Raw genomic sequence first — 22,152 nt, 5'->3', positions numbered from 1 at the left:
GGACACCAGTCACGATGACTGATGCCGCGCCGGGCAGCCCCGCCCTAGGGTTTCCGGCATCAGCCAGTGACGCCCGAACGGAGACGGCAATGACGAAGTACTTCCTGAGCCTGCCCCACGACTCCGCCGAGGAGCCGACGATGGAGGACATGGACCCCGCGGAGCTGCAGGAGATCATGGCCGAAGTCGGCGCCTTCAACACCGCCGTCCAGGAAGCGGGCGCGTTCGTGACCGCGGGCGGCCTGCACCCGCCGTCGACCGCGACCACGGTGGACTACACCGGAGACAGCCCCGTCCTCACCCCTGGCCCGTTCGTCGACGCCAAGGAGTACCTCGGCGGCTTCTGGATCATCGAGGCCGAAAACGACGACGTCGCGATCGAATGGGCCAAGCAGGCCTCACGGGCGCTACGGAGCAGGATCGAGGTCCGTGCCCTCCAGGAGGAACCCCCGGCCTGACAGTCCGACTGGCACCGCGGGGCTGATCGGCAGGTCTTGCGGACTTATGGGTTGGCGTGGGTTGAGTAGGTGAGCCGCGCCAACCCGTAGGCATTCCCCGCATGCCACCACGAGAGGTATGTCGATGGTTCCCGAAGATCTCGCCGTTTGGCGCCGTCCGCAGGACGCGGGCGAGCCGAATCCCTGGTCGGATGGCCTGCGTCTGCTTGCCGGCGGCGAGCAGCCGCGGCGCTGGACTCCAACTGCTTGACCGCCGAGGACCTCGCGAATCCCGACATCGCCGCCAACGTCCGGGCGATCGAGGAGACGGCCGCGCTGGTCACGTGGGTTGGTGAAGATGAGGACGAGGGTCAGGCGTTCGGTTACCGGCGTGGGCCGAACGCCCTCCGGCTCGCCTCGGCGCCCGTTGTCAGCCTCGACGGCGAGGGCCAGTTCCAGGTCCTCCGGGTCACCAATCTCAGCGAAGCCCTCAGTGACGAGTACGGCCAGTGGTCCGACGACGGCTATCCCGGCCTGGTCGCGCGGAGTCGGTCCGAGGGCGTGGCGATCAGCGCCGAGGATCCCGCTGGGCTCCTGGAGTCGACGGTGTCGCCGACACCCGGCGGAGCGCGGCGTCGCTCGGTGCCGTGAGTCGCACGCGGGCGGGGACCAGCCGGATGACTCGCGGGCTCGATGACACTCGTCCCCGCCGCGACCGTTGACCACATCGGCTTGGGCATGGCCGCCGCTCGCACGGATTGGCTGTGCGTAGGGGCTCTGAGACGCCCAGCCGGTGACCGGAAGCGAACCTCAGCCACGCCGCTGCCCCGCCGGACCATGGCCAGGCGGGGCAGCGGCGTTCGGTGATCAGGTGTGCGGGCAAGTCCCCTTGGACACCGAGAGCGCGGCAGCCTGTGGGACCGGGCACAGGAACTGGTCGTAGCGGGTGTCGTTGTCGACGAACCGCTTCAGCCACGCGATGCTGTACTTCGCGATCGTGACGTTCGGGGACATCGGCACGAAGTGGCTTCCGCCCGCGAGTTCGATGTAGGCCTTGTTCACGCCCGCCGGAATGCTGTTGTAGAACGGGACGGCGTGCTGACCGACCGGTGCGATCCAGTCGCTCTGTCCGCCGACGATCAGCGTCGGGGTGCGCACCGCGCTGAAGCTCTTGCCCAGGTCCCACGGTTCGAGCGGGATGGCGGCCTTGAGCGCAGGATATGCCTCCGCGGCCTCAAGGGAGCCGCCACCGCCCATGGAGTGGCCCATCACCGCCAGCCGGGAGCCATCGACGCGGTTCTTGACCGGGCTCTGCTCCACCAGATACCTCAACGCCGCCAGCATTTGCGCCGCCCGCGCACCCGGCTGGTCCACCGCCGTGTTGGTCGCGATGGTGAGCACGACGAAGCCCTGCGAAGCCAGCCGCGGGCCGTACCACTTCATCTCCGGCGAGAGGAATCCCGGCGTGACCACGACCGCGCCGAACGTGCCCTGACTGGTGTCGGTCGGGTAGGTCAGTGTTCCGCCGCCGAAGCCGTTCCCGCCGGGAACCGACGCGTTGGACACCGCGAACGCTCCGGTGGGCGCCTCGATACTCGCCGTCGTCGGCGCGGGGCCCCGCTGGTAGGGATTGCCCTCCATGCCGGGGCCCGCGTTCGCCAGTCCGGTCTCGGCAGCGATCATGGCCGCGATACCCACCGCGGCCCCTAGTTTGCGCCACTTCCGCATCTGTCGATTCCTCCGTCAGCCGAACAGTTGTCGGCGGCATCAGCACCCCAACCCGCGCGGGCGCGTCGGCAAGGCCGCTTGTGATGGATAGGGACAAACGCACCGCGCGGATTGCGACTCAACGCGGTACGACTCTCCGTGGCGGGAATTCGGCCCCTCCACGTAGACCGCGAGCCTCCCGTGGCGCGGGCTGATCAGGCATCGGTCGTTTGACGTAGAGACATACGTGTTCCACGTCGCCACCTTGGTCGCGGCGGCGCCCGAGGTGCACGCGCTACAGGTCGACGCCGTCTGGCAGGCACCGACGGCACCCACAGCTACGCGCTGTCCAACGGCGAGTCCGCGCGGCTGCCGCGGGTGTGCGAGTACCCGCAGTCGGTGCCGAGGCCGCGGCCGGAGTCCGGCTTCCGCCGCGGGTGGTGAAGGTGCTGCTCGCCGACCTGATCCAGCGGCGGTACGTGATAGACCGCGCGGGCTGGAACGCCACCGTGGCACCCGATGTCCTCACGATGCAGAAGGTGCTCGATGGTCTCCGCGCGCTCTGACGCCCATGCGCTGGGCGCCTCCGTCAAGATCCTGGTGTCCGGCGGGGTTCGGCGTCGGCAAGATGACCCTGATCGGCTCGGTGAGCGAGATCCCGCCGCCGCGCACGGAGGAGACGATCTCCGAGGCGAGCAAAGGGATCGTCGACCTCACGGGGCTCACCGGCAAGACCACCACGACGGTCGCGTTGGACTTCGGCCGCATCACCATCAGCGACGAGTTGGTGCTGTACCTGTTCGGCACCCCCGGCCGGGACCGCTTCTGGTTCCTCTGGGACGAACTGGCCTACGCGCTCGGCGCCGTGGTCCTCGCCGACACCCGAAGGCTGTGGAGCTGCTTCGCCGCCGTCGACTTCTTCGAACGCCGGCGATGAGCGTCGCCCGCCTGGTGCGGTGACCTTGACGTTGATCCAGTGCCGAGTGGCGACGTCCGGGCCGAACCGGCAAGCGGGTAGCGGAGAACGGTACAGCTGCTCAAGGAAATCCCGCGCGCGGTGCGCCTCCGCAGTGCGCTCGGGCTGACCGCCCAAGTGGCAGCAGACGGCGACCAGCTGTCAGCGAGGGCGGGGCACGGAGAGCGTGCGGTCGGCCATCGGCGAGGCCGTCGCCTGCCTGGATCGCCGCTACCAACGGTGGGCGACGTCGACGACCATGCGTGACCCGGTGCCGGGTCCGTCGAGCAGGAGCACCCGCAACGGCAGGCGCGCGCGCACGCCCAGCCCGATGGTGGTCTGCCCTTCGAACTGCCCCGCCCACGCGACGTGTCGGAAAGTGCTGTAGCCGGTGACGTCGGCGAGTTCACCGTTCGGCAGGAAGATCGCGTCCGTCGGTGTTGTCGGGACCTTCGCGATGACCTCGAGCCGCGCGCCGCCGCGCACGGGAACGAGCTCACCCGACCCGTCCTTGCCGATCTCGTCGACGTAGCGCACCGAGTAGCCGCGCACGTCGCCGTGCACGTCGAGGACCATGCGGTCGAAGCAGGTGTGGCGGCCGGTGCGGATGGCGTAGAGCTCGTCAGTCGAACCGGGGGTTGCCTGCTTCGCCAGGGAGCCCCAGGTGATCCCGCAGTACGGCGTACTGGCCCCCGCGGTGGCGGGCACCCCCACGAGCACACCGAAGACCATCGCCACCATGACCACCAGGGAACGCCTCATCACGGCCTCCTCGACGAAGTAGTGCTGCCTTGAAGGACGTCCATCGCCGCGGCCGGTTGCTTGGTTGTCGGCGACTCCGCGTGGTGTTCCCGCGCCGCCGTCGGGTTACCACTCGATCGCGGGGCAGCGGTCCATGACCATGCGCAGGCCCGCGGCTGTGGTGCGCTCGAAGGCGGGCTGGTCGAGCACGCCCAGTTGGAACCAGACGGCCTTCGCGCTGATCGTGACAGCCTCGTCCGCGAAGGCGGGGGCGGCGCAGGATCGGCGGAAGACGTCGACGCAGTCGACTTCGAAGGGGATGTCGCTCAGGGAGGCATAGCCCGGTTCGCCCCAGACGGTCTCCGCTGAGGGATGGACCGGGACGATCCGCTTTCCCTTCCGCTTAAGGAACTTGGCCACGCTGTGTGCGGCGCGGGACGGGTTGTCCGCCAAACCCACGATGGCCCAGGTCTGGCACTCGTCAAGGATCCAGCGGATTGTGTCCGGGTCACCCCACGGTTCTGGTCGCATGCCCTCCAGCATGCCACTTGGTACCGTCAGGGCCGTGGAAGATCGACTCGTCACCGTCATGGGGCCGACCGGCAAGACCGGCGGGCACGTCGCCCGGCAGGCCGCTGAACGCGGCTGGACGGTGCGGGCCGCGGGCAGGCGGCCCGCCGCGCACGGTCAGTGGACTCCGTTCGAGTGGGACGACCCGGCCACCTGGGAACCCGCCTTCGCGGGCAGCGACGCCGCCTACATCCTCATTCCGTTCAACCACCCGGGCGCACCGGAACGCGCGCCCGAGGTCATCGAGGCTGCTGTGCGGGCCGGTGTTCCCCAACTCGCGCTGCTTTCGACCATCGACGTCGACCACGCAACGGACGACGATCCCACCAAGGTCGCCGAACGGACACTCGCGGCCCTTCCGGTCCGGTCGGCGATGGTGCGACCGACGTGGTTTCTGGACAACTTCACCGTCGGGTCGTTCCAAGGCATGCTTGAGGTGGGCGAGTTGCGGCTGCCCGCCGGCGATGGGCTGATCCCGTTCGTCGACACGCGGGACGTCGCCGCGGTCGCTGTGGCGGCCATGGCGCCGGGTGGGCCCGAAGGGGTGCTGCCGGTCACCGGGCCCGCGGCCGTCGACCACCACGTCGTCGCCGCGGCGTTGGCCGACGCGCTGGGGGTTCCGATGCGGTATGTCCCCGTGTCGGGGGAGGAGTTCGTCGACCTCTTGTGCGGCCGTGGGTTCTCCACCGGGTACGGCGAGTTTCTCGCCGAGGCGCTGATCAAGGTGGCGGACGGGCGGCTGGACCTGCCCGTGTCGGACACCGTGCCGCGGGTCGTGGGCAGGCCCGCGTACTCGGTGTCCGACTTCGCCCGGGACTACGCCGCGAACAGGCGGCCGTAACCGGACACGCCCGCGGGATCCACCCGCGCCGTGCGCAGGCAGTGCCACAGGCAGGCCTGGTTCGACGTGACCACCGGAACTCCCAGGTCGGCCTCCAGTGGCCCGATGGTGTCGACGCACCGCAGGCCGTTGCCCGCGATCACCACACCGTCGGCGTCCGCTGGGATCATCCGCCGGACCTGGTGGTAGACCTGTTCCGGGCGCACCTCCCACTGCGCCCCCGCGTCCCACAGTTCCCATGGCCGCAGGGTTCCGCCGACGTCCAACCGGTCCATCGCCACCGGCGGGAAACCGGCCGCCGTCAGGTACTGCCTGCCCGCGGCCACTATCTCGTCCTTGAACCAGGGCGGCACCATGACGTACGGCGCGGTCATCCCCACCGCGCCCATGGCCGCGACGGTCGCCTGGGCGGCCGTCAGTGCCGGGATGCCCTGTGCGCGAACGCTTGCCTGCTCGGCGAAGGCTTTGTCGAACTCCGCTCCGCCGAGGAAGCTGCTGGTGGTGAAGCACACGCAGATCGCGTCGAGCCGCATCCCGCCGAAGCAGTCCAGGCCGCGGGCGATGTCCGGGGACTGCGCCACCTCCCGCGCCTGGTCGCCGTACTCCGAGGTCCCCGGCCTGCGGGGACTGGCGAAGCGGGCCGCGTTGACCGCCACCCCGGCGGGCGCCATCGCCCAGAACTCCGCCTCGGCCACGGGATCGTGGTCGATCACCAGAATGCCGAACGCCGCGCGCCAGCCCCAGCTGTCGGTGAGCATCGGACCTCCCTAGTCGGCGGCTGCCTTGGCCGGTTCGGCGACGGGCTTGGTGGCCAACCGGTTCTCCGCGAAGGCGAGCGCGGCGAGGACGACGAGCGTGCCGACGATCATGTTCCAGGTGATCGGCTCGCCCAGCAGGCCGACGCTGATCGCCACGGCGGTGATCGGCACCAGGTAGTTGACCGAGGACGCGGTGGCTGCTCCGGCGTCGGTGATGAGTCGGAAGTAGATCAGGTACGCGACGCCGGTGCCGACCACGCCGAGGAGCACGATGCTGACCACGACCGACACCCGCAGGTCCGGGGTCTGCCAGGCGAAGAACGGGGTGATGGCGGCCTGTAGGACACTGGCCGCGATCACCTGCGTGGTCGACGAGACCAGCGGCGGGATTCCCTTCTGCGACAGCATCTTCCGCACGTACACCGTCTGCGCGGCATAGCACGCCGCCGCGCCGAGCACGGCCAGCTGGCCGGGCAGCGAACCCAGTTCGCCCTCCTCGGCCCACGGCTTGATCACGATGACGACGCCGACGAAGCCGAGGCCGAAGCCTGTGATCTTGCGCCAGGTGGCGCGTTCGGTGTCGAGCGCGACGGTCGACGCGGCCAGGGTGAGCAGCGGGGTCGCCGCGATGAGCACGCCCGCCATCGCCGCGGTGGTGCGCTGTTCACCCCACGCCAGCAGCAGGAACGGCGCGACCATGCCGAGGACCGCGGTGACGCCGATGTGTCCCCACACCACGAGCGCCTTCGGCAGCCTGCCGCCGGTGAAGCGCAGCACCGAGTAGAGCACCGCGGCGCCCAGCACCACCCGCACCAACACCAGTTGCGCCGGGGTCAGGCCGCCGACCGCGACCTTGATGAAGGTGTAGCTGGCGCCCCAGATCGCGGCGAGCAGCAGGAACAGCAGGAGGTTCACACGACTCATCTTGTGCGGTCCTTAAACGTGGGCGAGGGCTGGGATGCTGGCCAGCCCGAAGTCGAGGACCTCGTCGGACAGCGCGTCGTCGGGCAGTTCCCCGGCAAGGTAGCGCTGATAGGCGACAAGGTCGAAGTCCCCATGTCCCGACAGCCCGAGCAGGATGGCCTTGCTGGTGCCGTCCTCGCGGCAGCGGATGGCCTCGTCGATGGCGCCGCGGATCGCGTGCGTCGACTCGGGGGCGGGCACGATGCCCTCGGTCCTGGCGAACAGCACGCCCGCCTCGAAGCAGTCGTTCTGCCGCACCGAGACCGCTTCCATCAGCTTGTCCTCGACGGCGCGGCTGATCATCGGGGCGATGTTGTGCGCGCGCAGGCCGCCCGCGTGGAAGGCGGGCGGGACGAACTTGTGTCCCAGGGTGTGCATGCGGAACAGCGGCGTCAGGCCCTGGGAGTCGGCGTGGTCGTAGGCGATGCGGCCGCGGGTGAGCGTCGGGCAGGCGGCGGGCTCGACGGCGATGAGCCGCAGGTCCGGACCGCCGCGCAGTTTGTTGCGCAGGAAGGGGAAGGCCAGGCCCGCCAGGTTGCTGCCGCCGCCCGCGGCGCCGACGACGATGTCGGGGTAGTCGTCGGCGAGTTCCATCTGCTTGATCGCTTCCTGGCCGATGACCGACTGGTGGGCGCACACGTGGTTGAGCCCGCTGCCCCTGGTGTAGCCGTAGTCGGGGTTGGCGAAGGCGAACTGCAGTGCCTCCGACTTGGCGGTGCCGAGGCTGCCGGGGTGGTCGGGGCGTTCGCCCAGGATCGTGCGGCCCGCCTCGGTCTCGGTGCTGGGGCTGGCCGAGCAGGTCGCTCCGTAGGTCTCCATCAGGGTGCGGCGGTAGGGCTTCTGCTCGAAGCTGACCTTGACCATGAAGACCTTCGCCGCCATGCCGAAGAAGGCCGCGGCCAGCGCGACCGCGCTGCCCCACTGGCCCGCGCCCGTCTCGCCGACCAGGCCGGTTTTGCCCGCGAGCTTGTTGTAGTACGCCTGCGGAATCGCGGTGTTGGGCTTGAAGCTGCCGGTGGGCGCGACGCCCTCGTACTTGTAGTAGATCCGGGCGGGCGTGCCCAGCGCCTGCTCCAGGGCGCGGGCGCGGTAGAGCGGGGTGCAGCGCCACTTGGCGTAGTGCTGGCGAACCGGCTCGGGGATCTCGAACTCGTCCGCGGTGCTCAGTTCCTGCTCGACCAGCGGCGGCGCCATCGTCGCGGCGAGCGCGTCGAAACTCACCGGCTTGCGGCTCACCGGGTCGATGATGGGGGCCACCTCGCCGATGTCGGCGGCCGGGTTGAGCCAGGTGCGGGGGATCTCCGACTCGCCGAGCTCGTATTTGATCGGGTCGGTCATGTGCTTCGTCCTTAGTGTGCGTTGCTAGCGAACGGCTTCGGTGGCGAGCGAGCCCTCGGCCTTGAACAGCAGCGGATGCGCCTGGCTGATGCCCTCGACGACGGTCTCGTAGGGGAAGTCGGCGAACTCGCCGCGCATCCGCAGGAACTCCATGTGCCTGCGGCCTTCCTCGTCGTACGGGTGGTAGAGGCTGTCCGTGCGGCCGTCGAAGTCCAGCGGGGCGATCCGGTAGACGCGGCAGAGCAGCTTGTTGAACACCGGCGTGGCCTTCACCCACTTGCCGTCGAGGAAGACGGAGGCGAGGCTGTGGAAGCAGAAGACGTCCCCGCCGACGAGTTCACGTAGTCGGGGTGAGGACAGGTGGTTGCGGACGTCGCCGTAGACAATGCGGCTCGGGATGCCCAGCGCGCGCACGGCGGCCGCGTACACGATCGACTTGTGCACGCAGAAGCCCATGCCGCGCTGGATGATCGCGCTCGCGCGGAACGCGCCGCGGGCGGCGTCCGCCCCGTAGACCTCGTAGTGCAGGCCGTCGCGCACCGCGTAGTACAGTGCGACGGCGCGCTCGATCTCGTCGGTCGGGTCGCCCTTGCCGCGCAGCGCCTTCTCGATGAACGCCTGGACCACCGGGCTGGTGAAGTCCAGGAACTCGGTCTCCCGCAGGTCCTCGTCGGTGACTTGGACCGTGGATTCGGTCATGCTTCCCCCTCGTGATTCACAGGCCGACCATCGCGGCGATGCGCTGGCGCTGGACTTCGGAGGTGCCCGAGTAGATCGGGCCCGCCACGGCGTCGCGCAGTTCCTTCTCGATCCCGTACTCGGCCAGGTACCCGTAGCCGCCGTGGATCTGCACGGCGGCCATGGCCGAGGCGACGTTGGCCTCGCTCACCACCAGCTTGGTGATGGCGATGTCGGTGGTCACGTTCTCCCGTCGGACGAGCTTCGCGGCGGTGTCGTAGAGCCACTTGCGCGAGGTCTCGAGGCCGACCAACATGTCGACGATCTTGTTGGACACCGACTGGTACGACCCGATCGGCTGACCGAACTGCTCCCGTGTTCTCGCGTAGTCCACACAGGACTGGAAGCGGTGCCGCATCTCGCCGGTGTTGATGACGAACGAGACCAGGATCTCCCACTTCATCACGTGGTCGAGCACCAGGAAGCCGGATCCGACCCCGCCGACCGCGTTCGCGCGCGGGACCCTGCAGTCGTCGAAGAACAGCTCGCACAGCGGCGAGGTCCGCAGGCCCATCTTGGCCACCGGCTTGCCCACGTGCAGGCCTGGGGTGTCCCGCTCGACGAGCAGAGCCGTGATCGCCCCGGGACTGCCCGGTTTCCCGGTCAGCGTGTAGACCACGTACAGCCCGGCGATCGGGCCGTTGCTGACGAAAGCCTTGCTGCCGTTGAGGACGAACACGTCACCGTCGGCCTTCGCCGTCGTGCGCATCGCCATCATGTCCGACCCGGCGTCGGGTTCGGTGATGGCGTGCGCGCCGATCGCCGAGCCGTCGCACACCATCGGCAGGTACTTGGCCTTGAGCGCCGCCGAGCCGAACCGCTGCAACGCCACGCCGGTGCTGACCATGTGGGTCGACACCGAGAAGTTGAACCCGCCGTCGCGGCAGCTCTCCCCGAGTCCCTCCAGGACGTACATCGTGGTAAGCAGGTCCGCGCCCAGCCCGCCGAAGGCCGGGTCGAACGGCAACCCGAGCAGGCCGGTGTCGCGCACGAGGTCCCAGGCGGACCGGTCGAACTCGCCCGCCTGGTCCCGTTCGACGTGACCGGCGCCCAGCTTCTCCCCGAGATCGACCATGGTCCTGCGCAGCGCCCGCTGCTCGTCATTCCAGTCGATCACCACATGCTCCTCGCCGAATCAGTACTGGGAGAACCCGTCGGCATCCAGGTTGTGCCGCTCGTCGCCGCGCAGAGGCGGGTTGAAGATGCTGATCAACTCGAGGTCCGTGTCCGGGTCCGCGATCAGGAAGTGGGCGTCGTGCTGGTCGAGCGCGTAGAGCACGCCCGGCTCGATCCGGTAGGAGCGGCCGTCGGGGGTCTGTACCTCGCCCGCGCCCGCGATGCAGTAGCAGGCCTCCAGGTGCAGCCGGTACTGCAGGCGCGACTTGGTGTTGGCCCGCACCACCGTGTGCGCGACGGTGAAGCCCATCCCGTCGGCATCCAACAGGAAGCGGTAGCTGAGTCCATTGCCCCAGTCGACGCACTTCACCTCGGATCTGGCACGCACGATCATCGCAAGCCCTCCTGGGCCAATAAGGGGAGGTGGGAGTCGACGAAGTGGGCGATGGCCTCGACCGAGCGGAAGTCGTCGGGGGTCAGTTCGACCTCGTCGACCGCGATGTCGTAGCGCTCGCCGACCCAGGCGATCAGCCTCAGCAGCCCGAGGCTGTCGACGATGCCGTTGTCGAGCAGGTCGAAGTCGTCGGCCAGGTCGTCGGCCACGACATCGGGGGCGAACTCGTCCAGCACGAACCGTTTTATCTCAGCGAGCCGCGACATGTTCTCGAACTCCTTCACGCAGGGATGCCTGTACTGCCGCGCGGTCGACCTTCCCGTTGGGACTGACGGGAAACGGATCGAACACGATGTCCATAGTGGACGGAATGGCCGTCCGGGGCAGCCGCGTCGCGCAGTGCTGTCGCAGCTGGAGGCTGTTGAGCGTGGCGTCCGGACACAGCCGGACCACCGCGTGCAGCCGGTGGCCCGCGACGTCGTCGGGCAGGCCGAGCACGACCGCCTCGTGGACCGCGGGGTGCGCGGTGACGACGTGCTCGACCTCGAGCAGGTTCGTCCGCACGCCGCGCACCTTGACCTGCAAGTCGGACCGGCCGTCGAGCCGCAGCACGCCGTCGGCGTCGCGGGTCACGTTGTCGCCGGTGCGGAAGTAAGTGCCATCGCCGGTCGGGGCGTCGACCCAGCCGCGGGCGGTGAGCGCGGGGTCGAGGTAGCGGCCGGACTGGAAGGGCGTCGCGGTCCACAACTCGCCCGAGCCCGCCCCGGTGACCACCTGTCCATCGCGCACGACCAGCGCCCGCACGCCGTCGATCGGTCTGCCGATCGGCGTGGCCACCCCGGCGACCGGGTCAATGTCGTGGATGAAGCTGTCGTTGGTCTCGGTGGATCCGTAGACGTTGCGCAGGCGGGCGTTGGGGAACGCCTCGGGCAACCGAGCCGCCAGCGCGGGCGGCATCGCCTCGCCGGTCGAGACCAGTTCGCGCACGGCCGGGAAGCTTCGGCCGTCGGCGGCGTCGAGCAGCAGGCGGAAGAACAGTGGGACGGCCTGCACGACCTCGACAGCGGCTTCGGTGAAGACCCCGAGCAGGTACTTGCCGTCCACCGCCCGGTCCTGTTCGGCCAGCACGACGTGCCCGCCCTTGGCCAGCGTGGTCCACACGTCGAGCAGGCTGAGGTCGAAGTTCAGCGGGGCATAGCTGAACACCACCGTTCCCGGCCCGATGCCGAACTCTGTGGCCGCCCAGTCGATGAACGCCGCCGTAGCGTTGCGCGGCAGGGGGACGATCTTGGGGATCCCGGTCGACCCGGACGTGGTCAGGAGCAGGCTGACACCGTCGAGGTTCGGCGCCGCCGCGGGCGCGCGGACCTCCTCGACGGCGTGGGTGTCCGCGCGCAGCAGGAATCGGCATCCGGCCTGGTCGAGCAGGGCCGCGCGGCTCCGCGCGCCAAGATCGACCGGCAACAGCAGGCAGGGGCGTTCGAGGTGGGTGCTCGCGGCGACCAGGGCGAGGCCTTCTGGCGACTTGTGCGAGATGATCGCGAGGGGCTCCTCGCCCGGCAGTCCGGCCAGCAATTCGGCCGCTCTGGCGACCTTGGACCGCAGGTCACGGTATCCGATGGCCACCCCTTGCCACGAAAGTGCCGTGGCGGAATCGCCAGGCCATAAATGTCCTGCCGGCGCGTCAGACATCATTCTCCCGACATTCACGGCCGACAACGAGTTCGGCGAATAACGACATTGTTAAACGACATTGAGGACCGCGTTCGGGGGAGAATTCCCGGCCCGTCGCGGGCCAAACACTAGCTACGAAATCGGCCCACGCCAAACCTCCAACCGGGTGATCACCTGAATGGAGGTGCCGCTGATACGGTCGCCCTGTGTCGACAAACCGGTCCAATCCGGACGGCTGGACTTGGGCTTTACGGGTGAACAGTCGTCCTGATCGGCCTAGTGATTCGGCATGCTCAATCGCCAAAGTGACGACAACTCGTCGGGTGGGGACATACACAGAATTGCGTAAGACAAATGGGAACGGTGACGAGGGTGCAACGCCATTACGCTTAATGCCTCAGCGGCAACTGGTACGAGCGAACTAGGTGCGGATCTCGCGGCCGTGCCGGAGTGCTTGACCCGCGTCCGGCGGGTGGTCTCGCCTCGAACTTGACAGTGGGGACGGGCTCGGCAATGGTCTTGCCAGGGATTGGGGAGCAGTTGGTCCAAGGGCGTTCTGGGGGAATGCTGAAGTGCTTACACGCGTTGGTGGCGATTCGCGGGCGGGGTATGCGGTATTCACACTGAGGGTTTCCGCGTGAGGCGTGCCGAGGTCGGGCACCGGCTTGAGGTGTTGCGCCTGCGTCGCGCGCTGCTCGCCCTGCTGCCCGGGGCGGGCCGTGGTGTGCTGGGCGCGTTGGTGGGCGCGCACCTGCTCGGGAGCCTTGCCCCAGGCGGCATCGCCGTCGCGACGGGTTGGCTGCTCACCAGCGCGCTGGACACCGCGGGTGCGGGCGGGATCGTGGCGCCGCTGGCGCTGGTCGCGGTCCTGGTCCTGCTGGGGCAGTGCGTCGAGATCGCCAGGGAGCCGCTCGACCTGCTGGCGGTTCGCCGGATCGACGGCAGGCTGCGCTCCGAACTCCGACGGCGGGTGACCGGACCCCGGGGGATCGCCCACCTCGACGAGGTCGGCTACGCCGACGACGTCGCCAGGGTCTCGGAAGCGGGCGGCTGGCGTACGCGCACCCCTGGCACCGGCGCGGTGGGTCAACTCACTCTGGCAGGGCGCCTGCTCGGCGCGACTCTGTCCGCGTTCGTGCTCGCCTGGTACGCCCCTGTGCTGGCTGTCGGGCTGCTGGGTGTAACGCTGCTGATGCGTGCGGGCATCCGCCGCCAGTGGGTTCGCCTCGGCGGGATCTGGGACTCGCGGTCGGGCGACCGGCGCCGGATGAAGTACTGGGCAGACACCCTGAGCGGTCCACGGGATGCCAAGGAGATCCGGCTTTTCGGCCTCGGGGTGTGGATGACCGAGCGGCACACCGACCACGGGCGAGCCTGGCTGACCGAGATCTGGGCCGAGCGCCGTGGCATCCTGCGCCGCCAGTGGTGGACGTTCCTGCTCGCCCTGGGCGCGGGACTCGCCGCGCTCTCCCTGCCGGGTGCCGCCCTCGCCGCGGGCGAGATCGGGGCGGGCGAGCTGATCACGATGGTGCTCGCCGCGTGGGGCGTGTTCACCGCGGGCGCCATGGGACACGAGGCGTTCGACATCGAGTACGCGGTCGGGGCGCTGCGGGCGTTCGAACGGCTGGCCGCACACCCGAGCGCCGCCGAGGGCGGTTCGGGCGGGACTCTCCCCGCGCCCACGGCACCCACCCACATCTGTTTCAAGGGAACGGGATTCCGGTACCCCGGATCGGACCGCGTCGTCCTCGACGGACTGGACCTCGACATCCGGCCCGGCGAGGTCCTCGGGATCGTCGGGCGCAACGGTGCGGGCAAGACCACGATGCTGAAGCTCCTCACCGGGCTGCAGAGCCCCACGGCGGGGTCGATCACACTCGACGGCGTCGACCTCGCCGACTTCGACGTCGACTCCTGGCGGCGTCGGGTCTCGCCCGTGTTCCAGGACTTCCTGCACTATCCGCTCACCGCCCGCGAGAACATCGCTCTCGGCGCCCCCGAAGTCGACGCCGACGACGCGGCCATCCTTTCCGCCGCCGACGCCGCGGGCGCCCGCGAGCTGATCGAGCGGCTGCCCGACGGGCTGGACACCTTGCTGACCAGGGAGCACACGGGCGGGGTCGACCTCTCCGGCGGCCAGTGGCAGCGGATCGCCATCGCCAGGGCGCTGTTCGCGGTCGCCCACGGAAGGCACCTGCTGGTGCTGGACGAGCCGACCGCCCACCTCGATGTCCGCGCCGAGACCGAGTTCTACGACCGGGTCGTCGCCGCGGTCTCGGGAGTGCGCGGGTCGACGGTCGTGCTCATCTCACACCGGCTGTCCACCGTGCGCAGAGCCGACCGCATCGTCCTGTTGGAGGGTGGGCGCACGACCGAGGCGGGCAGCCACAGCGAGCTGATGGACCTCGGCGGCGACTACGCCGACCTCTACCAGTTGCAGGCGAGCCGGTTCGTGGCCGACGAGACCGAGTGGACGGTGGTATGAGCGAGCTTGCGAGTGAATCAGTGTCACAGTGCCTTCGCGAGTGGAGTCACCGAGCTTGTGAGGTGGCCGTATGAGCGAGCTTGCGAGTGAATCAGTGTCACAGTGCCTTCGCGAGTGGAGTCACCGAACCTGTGAGGTGGCCGCATGAGCGGGCGTCCCTCGGTGGTGACAGGAATCCTGCGTATCGCCTACGCCGCCGATCCTCGCGCCACCAGCGCCGTTCTGGTCCTCGCGTGCGTCAACGCCCTGTCGGTCGCCGCCAGCGGGCTCAGTGTGCGCCAGTTGGCCAATTCGTCGAGCACCGCCGCCTTGTGGCTCGCCGTCGTCGTCGGAGCGGTCGCCTACGCCATGATCGCGGCAGTGCTGCGGGTGCAGCACAACCTGCAGGTCGACCTGACCGAACGTGTGGACCTGGTGCTCTCCCAGCGATTGTTCGGCCTCGCGTCCAGGACGCCGACACTGGAACACCTTGAGCGCCCGGAGTTCCTCGATCGGCTCAGCTCCATCCGATCGGGCACCGAGACCTTGGCCGGTGCCTGCTGGGGCGCGGTGGGCGCTGGATCGTCGATGCTCAGCCTCGGGCTCAGTGTTTGGCTGCTGACCGACGTGCACCCCGCGCTCGCCTTGCTGGTGTTGCTCGCCGTGCCGCCGCTGGTGTTCTCCCGACGCGCATCGAGGCTCCTCGGGCAGGCCAGGGACCGTATGGCCGACGCCGAGCGGCGCGAGGAGCACCTGCACCGGCTGGGCACCGAGGCGGAGGCGGCGAAGGAGTTGCGCATCAGCCAAAGCCACCGGGTGATCGGCGCACGCGCGGACGCGTACTGGGAATCCGCCACGGCGGTGTTGGTCCGCGCGCAGGGACGCGCGGCGCTGTGGCAGGCGGCGGGCTGGGGCTGTTTCGCCGTGGGCTACGTCGGTGCGCTCGCGTTCGTCGCGCACCTGGTGGCGCGGGGCAGCGGAACCGTCGGCGACCTGCTGATGGTCGCGAGTCTTTCCGGGTACCTTCGGATGCAGCTGCAGGCCACGGTCACCGGCGCGAGCCAACTCGCCGAGGGCAGGCACACCATGCGGCGCCTTTGGTGGCTGGAGGACCACGCCGAGCGGCAGTCGCACACCGGCACCGAGCCCGCGCCGCGTGGGCTGACCCGAGGCATCTCGCTGCGCGGCGTCAGCTTCACCTACCCGGGGACGGACAACACGATCCTGCGCGAGATCGACCTCGAGCTGCGCGCGGGCTCGACGGTGGCGATCGTCGGTGTCAACGGGGCGGGCAAGACCACCTTGGTCAAACTGTTGACCGGCATGTACGAGCCCACGGCCGGGGAGATCGCCGTCGATGGCGTCGCGCTCAAGCGACTCGACCTCGACGCCTGGCGCGCCCGACACGCGATCGGCATCGGCGACCTGCCGCGCGCCGACGATCCCGACGCGGTGGCGCGGGCGGTCGAGTCCGCGCACGCGCAAGCCGTGGTCGACCGGCTGCCCGCGGGCCTGGACTCCCAACTCGGCCGGATCTTCGACGGCGCGGAGCTGTCGCGGGGTCAGTGGCAGAAGGTGGCGCTCGCCAGGGCGATGATGCGCGGGGAGTCGCTGCTGTGGATCCTCGACGAGCCGACGGCGGCCCTGGATCCGCAGACCGAGCACGATCTCTACGAGCGATTCGTGGGCGCCGACAGCGCGGGCCGTGGCGCGGAGGGCGCCATCACCCTGCTGGTGTCGCACCGGTTCTCCACGGTGCGCATGGCCGATCACATCGTGGTGCTCTCGGACGGCGAAGTGGCCGAGGAGGGCACTCACGCCCAGCTGATGGAGCGCGCGGGCCCGTACGCCGAGCTCTACGGCACCCAGAGCCGCGCGTACACCGCCGCGCAAGACTCATGAGCTGCGGTCACTGGTGGGCGGCCGCACCCTCGGGTGTGAGTGGATCCGCGCCGCGAACCCACTCACACCGGAAGGCTTACGCAGCGGCCAGGTCGTCCTGATACCGGGCGTCGCCGAAGCCGAGCATCGGTGCGCCGATGAACGGGAACAAGAACAGGCCGACCACGCCGAAGGCCGTGCTCTTGCCGAACTTCTTCGCGAGGTCGATGGCGACGATGACCGCGATCACGATGTTGACGACCGGGATAAGGAACAGCAAGATCCACCAGCCTGCGCGGCCCGCGATCTTGATCGTCACGAACAGGTTCACGATCGGGACGATCGCCCACCAACCCGGCCTGCCCGCCTTCTTGAACACCATCCACAGGCCGGCGATCGCGATGATCGACAATACGAGGCTCACCACTGTGTACGCGGTGGATTCCGATTCCATGATTCTCCTTGGCACAGCAAACCCACAAGCGGACAGTGGCTTGCGGTATGCGCCACGGTAGTGCCGCGACAGAGCGGAAAGCAGCCGCCGACTGTCCACTTGACCCCGCCAGGTGGCTGGACTCGTCCGCTAGTTCTCCGGCAGCGGTGCGGGCTTCTCGCCGCGCAGCCTGGCGCCGATCCACCAGGACGCCTCGATCAGCACGACGCCGACGCCCGCGCACGCCACCGCGATCCCGGTGTACGCGCCATTGCTCGGGTCGAGCAGGAACAGCCGCTGCGTCAGCGGAAGCAGGAACATCAGCGCCGACGCGGCGGCCATGACCACGACCAGCGTCACCTTCCACCACGTGTACGGCCGCGCCACCATCGCCAGCACCCACAGCGCCAGCGCTATCACCGTGATCAACGCCGTGGTGCTGGCCTGCACGACCTGCGTCTGGCTCGCGCCCGCACCCGGGTAGGTCAGCACGTAGGACACGAAGCAGGCCACCGAGATCACCACGCCCGCCGGGATCGCCATCCGCATCACCCGGGCGACGAAGCCGCTGCGCGCGCGTTCGTTGTTGGGCGCCAGGGAAAGCACGAACGCGGGCAGGCCGATGGTGAACCAGCCGGTGATCGTCACATGCCGGGGGAGGAACGGGTACGGCAGGGCGTCGAAGCCGATCAGGCCGGGGATGCCGACCAGCAGGGCCAGCAGCACCGAGTACACCGTCTTGGTGAGGAACAGGTTCGCGACCCGCTCGATGTTGCCGATCACCCGCCTGCCCTCGGCGACGACGTGCGGCAGCGTGGCGAACTTGTTGTCCAGCAACACGATCTGCGCCACCGCGCGCGTCGCCGGGCTGCCCGCGCCCATGGCGACGCCGATGTCGGCGTCCTTGAGCGCCAGTACGTCGTTGACGCCGTCGCCGGTCATCGCGACGGTGTGGCCCTTGGATTGCAGGCCGCCGACCATGGCCCGCTTCTGCGCGGGGGTGACCCGCCCGAACACGGTGCCCGCCGCCACGGTCTCGGCGAGCTGTCCCGGGTCGGTGGGCAGGGTGCGGGCGTCGACCGCGTCGCGCGCGTTGGGCAGGCCGAGTGAGCAGGCGACCGCCGACACCGACAGCGCGTTGTCTCCGGAGATCACCTTCACCGTGACGTTCTGCTCGGCGAAATACTCCAAAGTGGACTTGGCGTCCGGCCGGACCTTCTGTTCCAGCACCACCAGCGCCACAGGCGTGACCTCCCCTGGGGCGTCCGGTGCGGACACCGGCAGCGCGCACCGGCCCAGCAGCAGCACCCGCAGACCCGTTGCCCCGATCTGCTCGGCGTCGGTGCGCTGCGGGCTGTCGGCGGGCAGCAGGACGTCCGGGGCACCGAGCACCCAGTCGCCGTTGTCGGTGAAGCTGACGCCGCTCCACTTGCGTGCCGACGAGAACGGCACGACGTCGGCGATGTCCCAGCCCGGGTCGTCCGGGTGCGCCTCGGCGATGGCCAGCAGGCTCGCGTTCGGCCGGGACTCGGCGGCGACCAGCGCGGCGAGCACGTCGGACACCGACTCGCCGCTGTCGAGGACGCGGGTCTCGGCGAGTCGCATCGCGTTCTCGGTGAGGGTGCCGGTCTTGTCCGCGCACACCACGTCGACCCTGGCCAGGCCCTCGATCGCGGGCAGCTCGTTGACCAGGCACTGGCGCTTGCCCAGGCGGGTGACGCCGACGGCGAACGCGATCGCGGTGATCAGGATCAGGCCCTCGGGGACCATCGGCACCAGCGCGGCGACCATCCCGCGCAGCGCCTCCGGCAGCGCCTGGTCGCCGGAGAGCTGGTTGTAGATCGACAGGGCGCCCGCCGGGATCAGCAGGTAGGTGATGAACTTGAGGATCTTGTTGATGCCGTTGCGCAGCTCGGAGTCGACCAGGGTGAACTTGCTGGCCTCCTCGGCCAGCTTGGCCGCGTACGCCTCGCGGCCGACCTTGGTGGCCCGGTAGGCGCCGCCGCCCGCGACGACGAAACTGCCCGACAGCACCGGGTCGCCGGGACCCGCGACGACGGGGTCGGACTCGCCGGTCAGCAGGGACTCGTCGATTTCCAGGGCCTCGCCGTGCAGCAGTTCGCCGTCGACCACGATCTGGTCGCCAGCGCCGATCTCGATCACGTCGTCGAGCACGACCTCGTTGGGCGCGACCTCTTTCGACACGCCGTCGCGGAGGACTCGCGGCTTCGTCTGGCCGACGATCGCGAGCCGGTCCAGGGTGCGTTTGGCCCGCACCTCCTGGATCACACCGATGACGCTGTTGGCCACGATCAGGCCGCCGAACAGGCCGTCGAGGAAGTACCCGGTGGACATGATGATCAGGAAGAGGACGCCGAAGATGGCGTTGATCCTGGTGAACACGTTGGCCCGGACGATGTCCCACACACTGCGGCTCGCCCTGGTGGGAACGTCGTTGGTCTGCCCGTCGGCCACGCGCTGGGCGACCTCGGCCGCGGTGAGCCCGGTTTCCGGCGCGACCATGGTCTGTTCTGCTGACATGGCGGCACTGTATTGGCCTGCCGCGCTTCCGGCAGCCCACGTCACCACCGGGCAGGCTGCGCCGAACACACGACCGCGTGAACTTTGACCAGCATGACGAGGGATAGGTCCGAAAGCCGATCCCCGTGACAACAGCGAGAACAGCCCGAGTACCGGCGGCTTCGCGTCTCTCCGTCCCGGGCAGGCGCCGACCGTCGGCGGCGCGGGACGACCAGCCAAGTGGCTGGACGGTCTGGCCGGTCGTCGGGGCCGTTCGTGGCGGTGACGGGGTTAATCTTCGGCAGTCCGCGCGAAGTCCTTGAAAGGAAGCACATGGACGCGCTTTTCCCGCTGCTGCGGACCTTGGGGATCGTAGTCGTCGCGGGGATCACGCTCGCCGTGGTGCTGGGTGGGAGCACTTCGGAGGAGGACCCGCCGCGGGGTGGGGGAGCGGGCGGCGGGAGCCGATAACCGTCCGGGTGCTCGGTGGATCTTCGATGTCCAACCGACGTGTGCTCTCGCTTGCCACGGTGAAACCGTGGCCGAAAGCCTCTGCTGATGAGTTCCTAATACCCGCCCAGGCGATCCTCACTACTGTGGTCGACCGGCGGGTCACGGCCTCTTGCCCGTGCTAGCGTCGAATCGAATCAAGGGCGGCACTTGGGGTGGGGCGATGCCATTGAGGGGCAGCGACGGGTGGCGGGCCGCGAATGTCGGCGGGTCTTATCCGTATTTTTTCGAATGATGTCCGCATCTTCTTCACGCTTTTGTCGCGGGCTTTTGTGCGCGTCGGATGCGACGCCTGTGCCTGGTGAATCTCGGGCGATGTTTCGAATGGTGAACAAGACCTAGGAGACAAGGGTTCGTGGTCGATTTGGGGTCCGCCGCGAGCGTTGCCGTGGTGCTTCGCGAAAACATCCTTTCGGTGCCGGAGCGCACCGCGGTGGTCTTCGTGGACGACGTGGAGGCGCCCGACGGCGCGCCCCGGTGGTCCTACGCCCGGTTGGACGCCGAGGCGAGGAAGTCCGCCGCCTGGCTGAGCGCCCGCGTTCGTGCCGGTGAGCGTGTCCTGCTCCTGCACCCGACCGGGCTCGACTTCGCCGCGGCCCTCGTCGGCTGCCTGTACGCCGGAGTGGTCGCGGTGCCCGCGCCGCTGCCCGGCCGGTATCGGCACGAGCGGGCGCGGCTGTGCGACCTCGCGGCGAACGCCGGGATTTCGGCGATCATGACCGACGTCGACAACCTGGCCGCGGTGACCGAGTGGGCCGTGGAGGAGGGATACGCCGGCCTCGCCGTGGTTGCCACGAATTCCGGTGACCTCGCGGACGCCGACTCGTGGACACCCGTGGCGGTCGACCGCGACTCGCTCGCGGTGATCCACTACACCTCGGGTGCCACCGGCGCGCCCAAGGGAGTGGCGCTTACCCACGACAACCTCCTGCGCAACATCGAGAACCAGTGCGCCGCCTCGGGTCTGGCCCCCGGTTGGCGGGTGGGCGGATGGCTGCCGCACCACCACACGATGGGGCTGCTCGGCCAGCTGCTGCCCGCCCTCGTGGCCGGCGCCACCGCCGTGGTGATGCGCCCCTCGGCCTTCCTGAAGCGGCCGTACCACTGGCTACGGGTGATCGACAAATTCGACGTCACCGCCACCGCCGCACCCGGTTTCGCCTTCGAGATCTGCTGCGGCCGGGTGACGGACGACGAGGTGGCGGGCCTCGACCTGTCGCGGTGGCGGGTCGCCGCCATCGGCGCCGAGCCGCTCCACGCGTCCACAGTGGACGCTTTCGTCAAGCGGTTCGCGCCCGCCGGGTTCCGGGCCGACGTGTTGAGCCCGTGCTACGGATTGGCGGAGGCGACGGCCTTCGTGGCGGGCGACGCGTTCCGCCCGGCCGTGGTCACCAAGGTCGACCCCCACGAACTGGAGCTCGGCCGGTTCGTCCCCGCGACGGCGGGTGTCGACCTGCTGAGCTCGGGGACGCCGCGCGACTTCGAGGTCCGCGTAGCCGACCCGCGAACCGGGGAGGTGTCGGTCCCCGGCGCCCTCGGCGAGATCTGGCTGCGCGGTCCGAGCGCTGCCCGCGGCTACTGGCGCGACGACGCCGCGACGGCCAGGACGTTCACCCCCGACGGCTTTGTCCGCAGCGGTGACCTCGGCACCCTGTACGACGGCGAGCTGTACGTCGTCGGACGGGTGGACGAGGTGCTGCGCGTGGAGGGCCGCGTGTTCACCCCGCAGGAGGTCGAAGGGCGGATGCGGTCGGGCTACGCCGAGACCGCCCTGATCGGCGCGGTGTTCACCGTCTCGGCCGCCGAAACCGGGGTCGGCCCGATGCTGGTCGCCACCCACGAGATCACCGGCAGGCCCGGCGACGAGTGCCTCCGCGACCTGTCGGCCCGGATCAAGGCGATGGTCGCCGACGAGTTCGGGGTCCGCCCCTCGGTCGTGGCCTTCTACCGGCGCAACGGCATTCCACGCACCGCGGCGGGCAAGATCCAGCGCACGGCGATGCGGAGATTGTTCTTGGCGCGTTCCCTGAACGCGCTGTATATCGATTACGATCCGTCGGTTCCCGAATCGCTGCGGGAGTAGCGGCTTTAAGAAATGCGCTTGACAGTATT

21 protein-coding genes and 1 pseudogene are annotated in these 22,152 nt (G+C 69.3%); 9 read left to right on the top strand and 13 right to left on the bottom strand.

The features are described from left to right. The first annotated feature begins 89 nt into the window (after window positions 1-89). Both GPZ80_RS10250 and GPZ80_RS10245 read left to right on the top strand, forming a co-directional pair. Window positions 90-458 carry a YciI family protein gene (locus GPZ80_RS10250; protein WP_187220064.1) on the top strand — a complete coding sequence of 123 codons (369 nt, stop codon included), beginning with the start codon at window positions 90-92 and terminating at the stop codon, window positions 456-458. Between the two features lie 246 nt (window positions 459-704). Beyond that, a complete protein-coding gene (locus GPZ80_RS10245; RefSeq protein ID WP_187220063.1) occupies window positions 705-1,088 on the top strand; it encodes a hypothetical protein in 384 nt (127 codons plus the stop codon). A 216-nt stretch (window positions 1,089-1,304) separates the two neighbouring features. Here the strand turns inward: GPZ80_RS10245 and GPZ80_RS10240 are convergent, their stop codons facing one another. Continuing rightward, complete coding sequence (locus tag GPZ80_RS10240) at window positions 1,305-2,165, bottom strand: poly(ethylene terephthalate) hydrolase family protein (protein ID WP_187220062.1); 861 nt, start codon at window positions 2,163-2,165, stop codon at window positions 1,305-1,307. A gap of 359 nt (window positions 2,166-2,524) precedes the next feature. On the opposite strand from GPZ80_RS10240, the gene GPZ80_RS10235 reads away from it, so the two are divergent. Both GPZ80_RS10235 and GPZ80_RS10230 read left to right on the top strand, forming a co-directional pair. Further along, window positions 2,525-2,710 carry a DUF742 domain-containing protein gene (locus tag GPZ80_RS10235; RefSeq protein WP_187220061.1) on the top strand — a complete coding sequence of 62 codons (186 nt, stop codon included), beginning with the start codon at window positions 2,525-2,527 and terminating at the stop codon, window positions 2,708-2,710. Then, a pseudogene (locus tag GPZ80_RS10230) lies at window positions 2,691-3,075 on the top strand (GTP-binding protein); the annotation flags it as partial. The gene GPZ80_RS10235 and the pseudogene GPZ80_RS10230, both read left to right, overlap by 20 nt. A 255-nt stretch (window positions 3,076-3,330) precedes the next feature. On the opposite strand, the gene GPZ80_RS10225 reads toward GPZ80_RS10230, so the two are convergent. Then, window positions 3,331-3,861 carry an AMIN-like domain-containing (lipo)protein gene (locus tag GPZ80_RS10225; protein WP_187220059.1) on the bottom strand — a complete coding sequence of 177 codons (531 nt, stop codon included), beginning with the start codon at window positions 3,859-3,861 and terminating at the stop codon, window positions 3,331-3,333. Between the two features lie 105 nt (window positions 3,862-3,966). Next, a complete protein-coding gene (locus tag GPZ80_RS10220; protein ID WP_187220058.1) occupies window positions 3,967-4,371 on the bottom strand; it encodes a CoA-binding protein in 405 nt (134 codons plus the stop codon). A gap of 34 nt (window positions 4,372-4,405) precedes the next feature. On the opposite strand from GPZ80_RS10220, the gene GPZ80_RS10215 reads away from it, so the two are divergent. Beyond that, window positions 4,406-5,251 (top strand): NmrA family NAD(P)-binding protein, encoded by an 846-nt coding sequence (locus GPZ80_RS10215; protein ID WP_187220057.1) that lies wholly within the window; start codon window positions 4,406-4,408, stop codon window positions 5,249-5,251. Here GPZ80_RS10215 and GPZ80_RS10210 read toward each other — a convergent pair. From GPZ80_RS10210 to GPZ80_RS10175, 8 genes are read right to left on the bottom strand one after another with little or no spacing between them, the layout of a single operon-like run. Continuing rightward, window positions 5,227-6,009 carry a maleate cis-trans isomerase family protein gene (locus GPZ80_RS10210; protein WP_187220056.1) on the bottom strand — a complete coding sequence of 261 codons (783 nt, stop codon included), beginning with the start codon at window positions 6,007-6,009 and terminating at the stop codon, window positions 5,227-5,229. The two genes, GPZ80_RS10215 and GPZ80_RS10210, sit on opposite strands and share 25 nt — an antisense overlap. Before the next feature lie 9 nt (window positions 6,010-6,018). Then, window positions 6,019-6,933 carry a DMT family transporter gene (locus tag GPZ80_RS10205; protein WP_187220055.1) on the bottom strand — a complete coding sequence of 305 codons (915 nt, stop codon included), beginning with the start codon at window positions 6,931-6,933 and terminating at the stop codon, window positions 6,019-6,021. A 12-nt stretch (window positions 6,934-6,945) separates the two neighbouring features. After that, window positions 6,946-8,310 carry a TrpB-like pyridoxal phosphate-dependent enzyme gene (locus tag GPZ80_RS10200; RefSeq protein WP_187220054.1) on the bottom strand — a complete coding sequence of 455 codons (1,365 nt, stop codon included), beginning with the start codon at window positions 8,308-8,310 and terminating at the stop codon, window positions 6,946-6,948. A gap of 24 nt (window positions 8,311-8,334) precedes the next feature. Beyond that, the gene (locus GPZ80_RS10195; protein ID WP_187220053.1) at window positions 8,335-9,009 is read right to left on the bottom strand and encodes a transglutaminase-like domain-containing protein; all 675 of its coding nucleotides are present in this window, start codon (window positions 9,007-9,009) and stop codon (window positions 8,335-8,337) included. Between the two features lie 16 nt (window positions 9,010-9,025). Then, entirely contained in the window at window positions 9,026-10,165 is a 1,140-nt protein-coding gene (locus tag GPZ80_RS10190; RefSeq protein ID WP_187220052.1) for an acyl-CoA dehydrogenase family protein, read from the bottom strand. An 18-nt stretch (window positions 10,166-10,183) separates the two neighbouring features. Beyond that, window positions 10,184-10,558: an ectoine synthase gene (locus GPZ80_RS10185; protein ID WP_187220051.1), complete on the bottom strand. Its 375-nt coding sequence runs from the start codon at window positions 10,556-10,558 to the stop codon at window positions 10,184-10,186. Continuing rightward, a complete protein-coding gene (locus tag GPZ80_RS10180; RefSeq protein WP_187220050.1) occupies window positions 10,555-10,824 on the bottom strand; it encodes a phosphopantetheine-binding protein in 270 nt (89 codons plus the stop codon). Before GPZ80_RS10180 ends, GPZ80_RS10185 begins: the two co-directional genes overlap by 4 nt. Continuing rightward, complete coding sequence (locus GPZ80_RS10175) at window positions 10,808-12,184, bottom strand: AMP-binding protein (protein WP_187220049.1); 1,377 nt, start codon at window positions 12,182-12,184, stop codon at window positions 10,808-10,810. Before GPZ80_RS10175 ends, GPZ80_RS10180 begins: the two co-directional genes overlap by 17 nt. A 685-nt stretch (window positions 12,185-12,869) precedes the next feature. Here GPZ80_RS10175 and GPZ80_RS33655 point away from each other — a divergent pair. Further along, the gene (locus GPZ80_RS33655) at window positions 12,870-14,717 is read left to right on the top strand and encodes an ABC transporter ATP-binding protein (protein WP_187220048.1); all 1,848 of its coding nucleotides are present in this window, start codon (window positions 12,870-12,872) and stop codon (window positions 14,715-14,717) included. A gap of 144 nt (window positions 14,718-14,861) precedes the next feature. Beyond that, window positions 14,862-16,598 (top strand): ABC transporter ATP-binding protein, encoded by a 1,737-nt coding sequence (locus GPZ80_RS10165; protein WP_187220047.1) that lies wholly within the window; start codon window positions 14,862-14,864, stop codon window positions 16,596-16,598. Between the two features lie 76 nt (window positions 16,599-16,674). On the opposite strand, the gene GPZ80_RS10160 is transcribed toward GPZ80_RS10165, so the two are convergent. Together GPZ80_RS10160 and GPZ80_RS10155 are read right to left on the bottom strand one after the other, a co-directional pair. Next, complete coding sequence (locus GPZ80_RS10160) at window positions 16,675-17,031, bottom strand: DUF5684 domain-containing protein (RefSeq protein WP_187220046.1); 357 nt, start codon at window positions 17,029-17,031, stop codon at window positions 16,675-16,677. 129 nt (window positions 17,032-17,160) lie between these two features. Beyond that, entirely contained in the window at window positions 17,161-19,551 is a 2,391-nt protein-coding gene (locus tag GPZ80_RS10155; protein WP_187220045.1) for an HAD-IC family P-type ATPase, read from the bottom strand. 312 nt (window positions 19,552-19,863) lie between these two features. On the opposite strand from GPZ80_RS10155, the gene GPZ80_RS10150 reads away from it, so the two are divergent. Beyond that, entirely contained in the window at window positions 19,864-20,001 is a 138-nt protein-coding gene (locus tag GPZ80_RS10150; protein WP_187220044.1) for a hypothetical protein, read from the top strand. 430 nt (window positions 20,002-20,431) lie between these two features. Then, complete coding sequence (locus GPZ80_RS10145) at window positions 20,432-22,123, top strand: fatty acyl-AMP ligase (RefSeq protein WP_187220043.1); 1,692 nt, start codon at window positions 20,432-20,434, stop codon at window positions 22,121-22,123. Window positions 22,124-22,152: the final 29 nt, after the last annotated feature.

This window comes from Actinokineospora xionganensis, from assembly GCF_014323725.1.
Classification (GTDB): Bacteria; Actinomycetota; Actinomycetes; order Mycobacteriales; family Pseudonocardiaceae; genus Actinokineospora; species Actinokineospora xionganensis.
The sequence above is the reverse complement of the archived record's forward strand: the minus strand, read 5'-3'. Positions and strand labels throughout refer to the sequence as shown.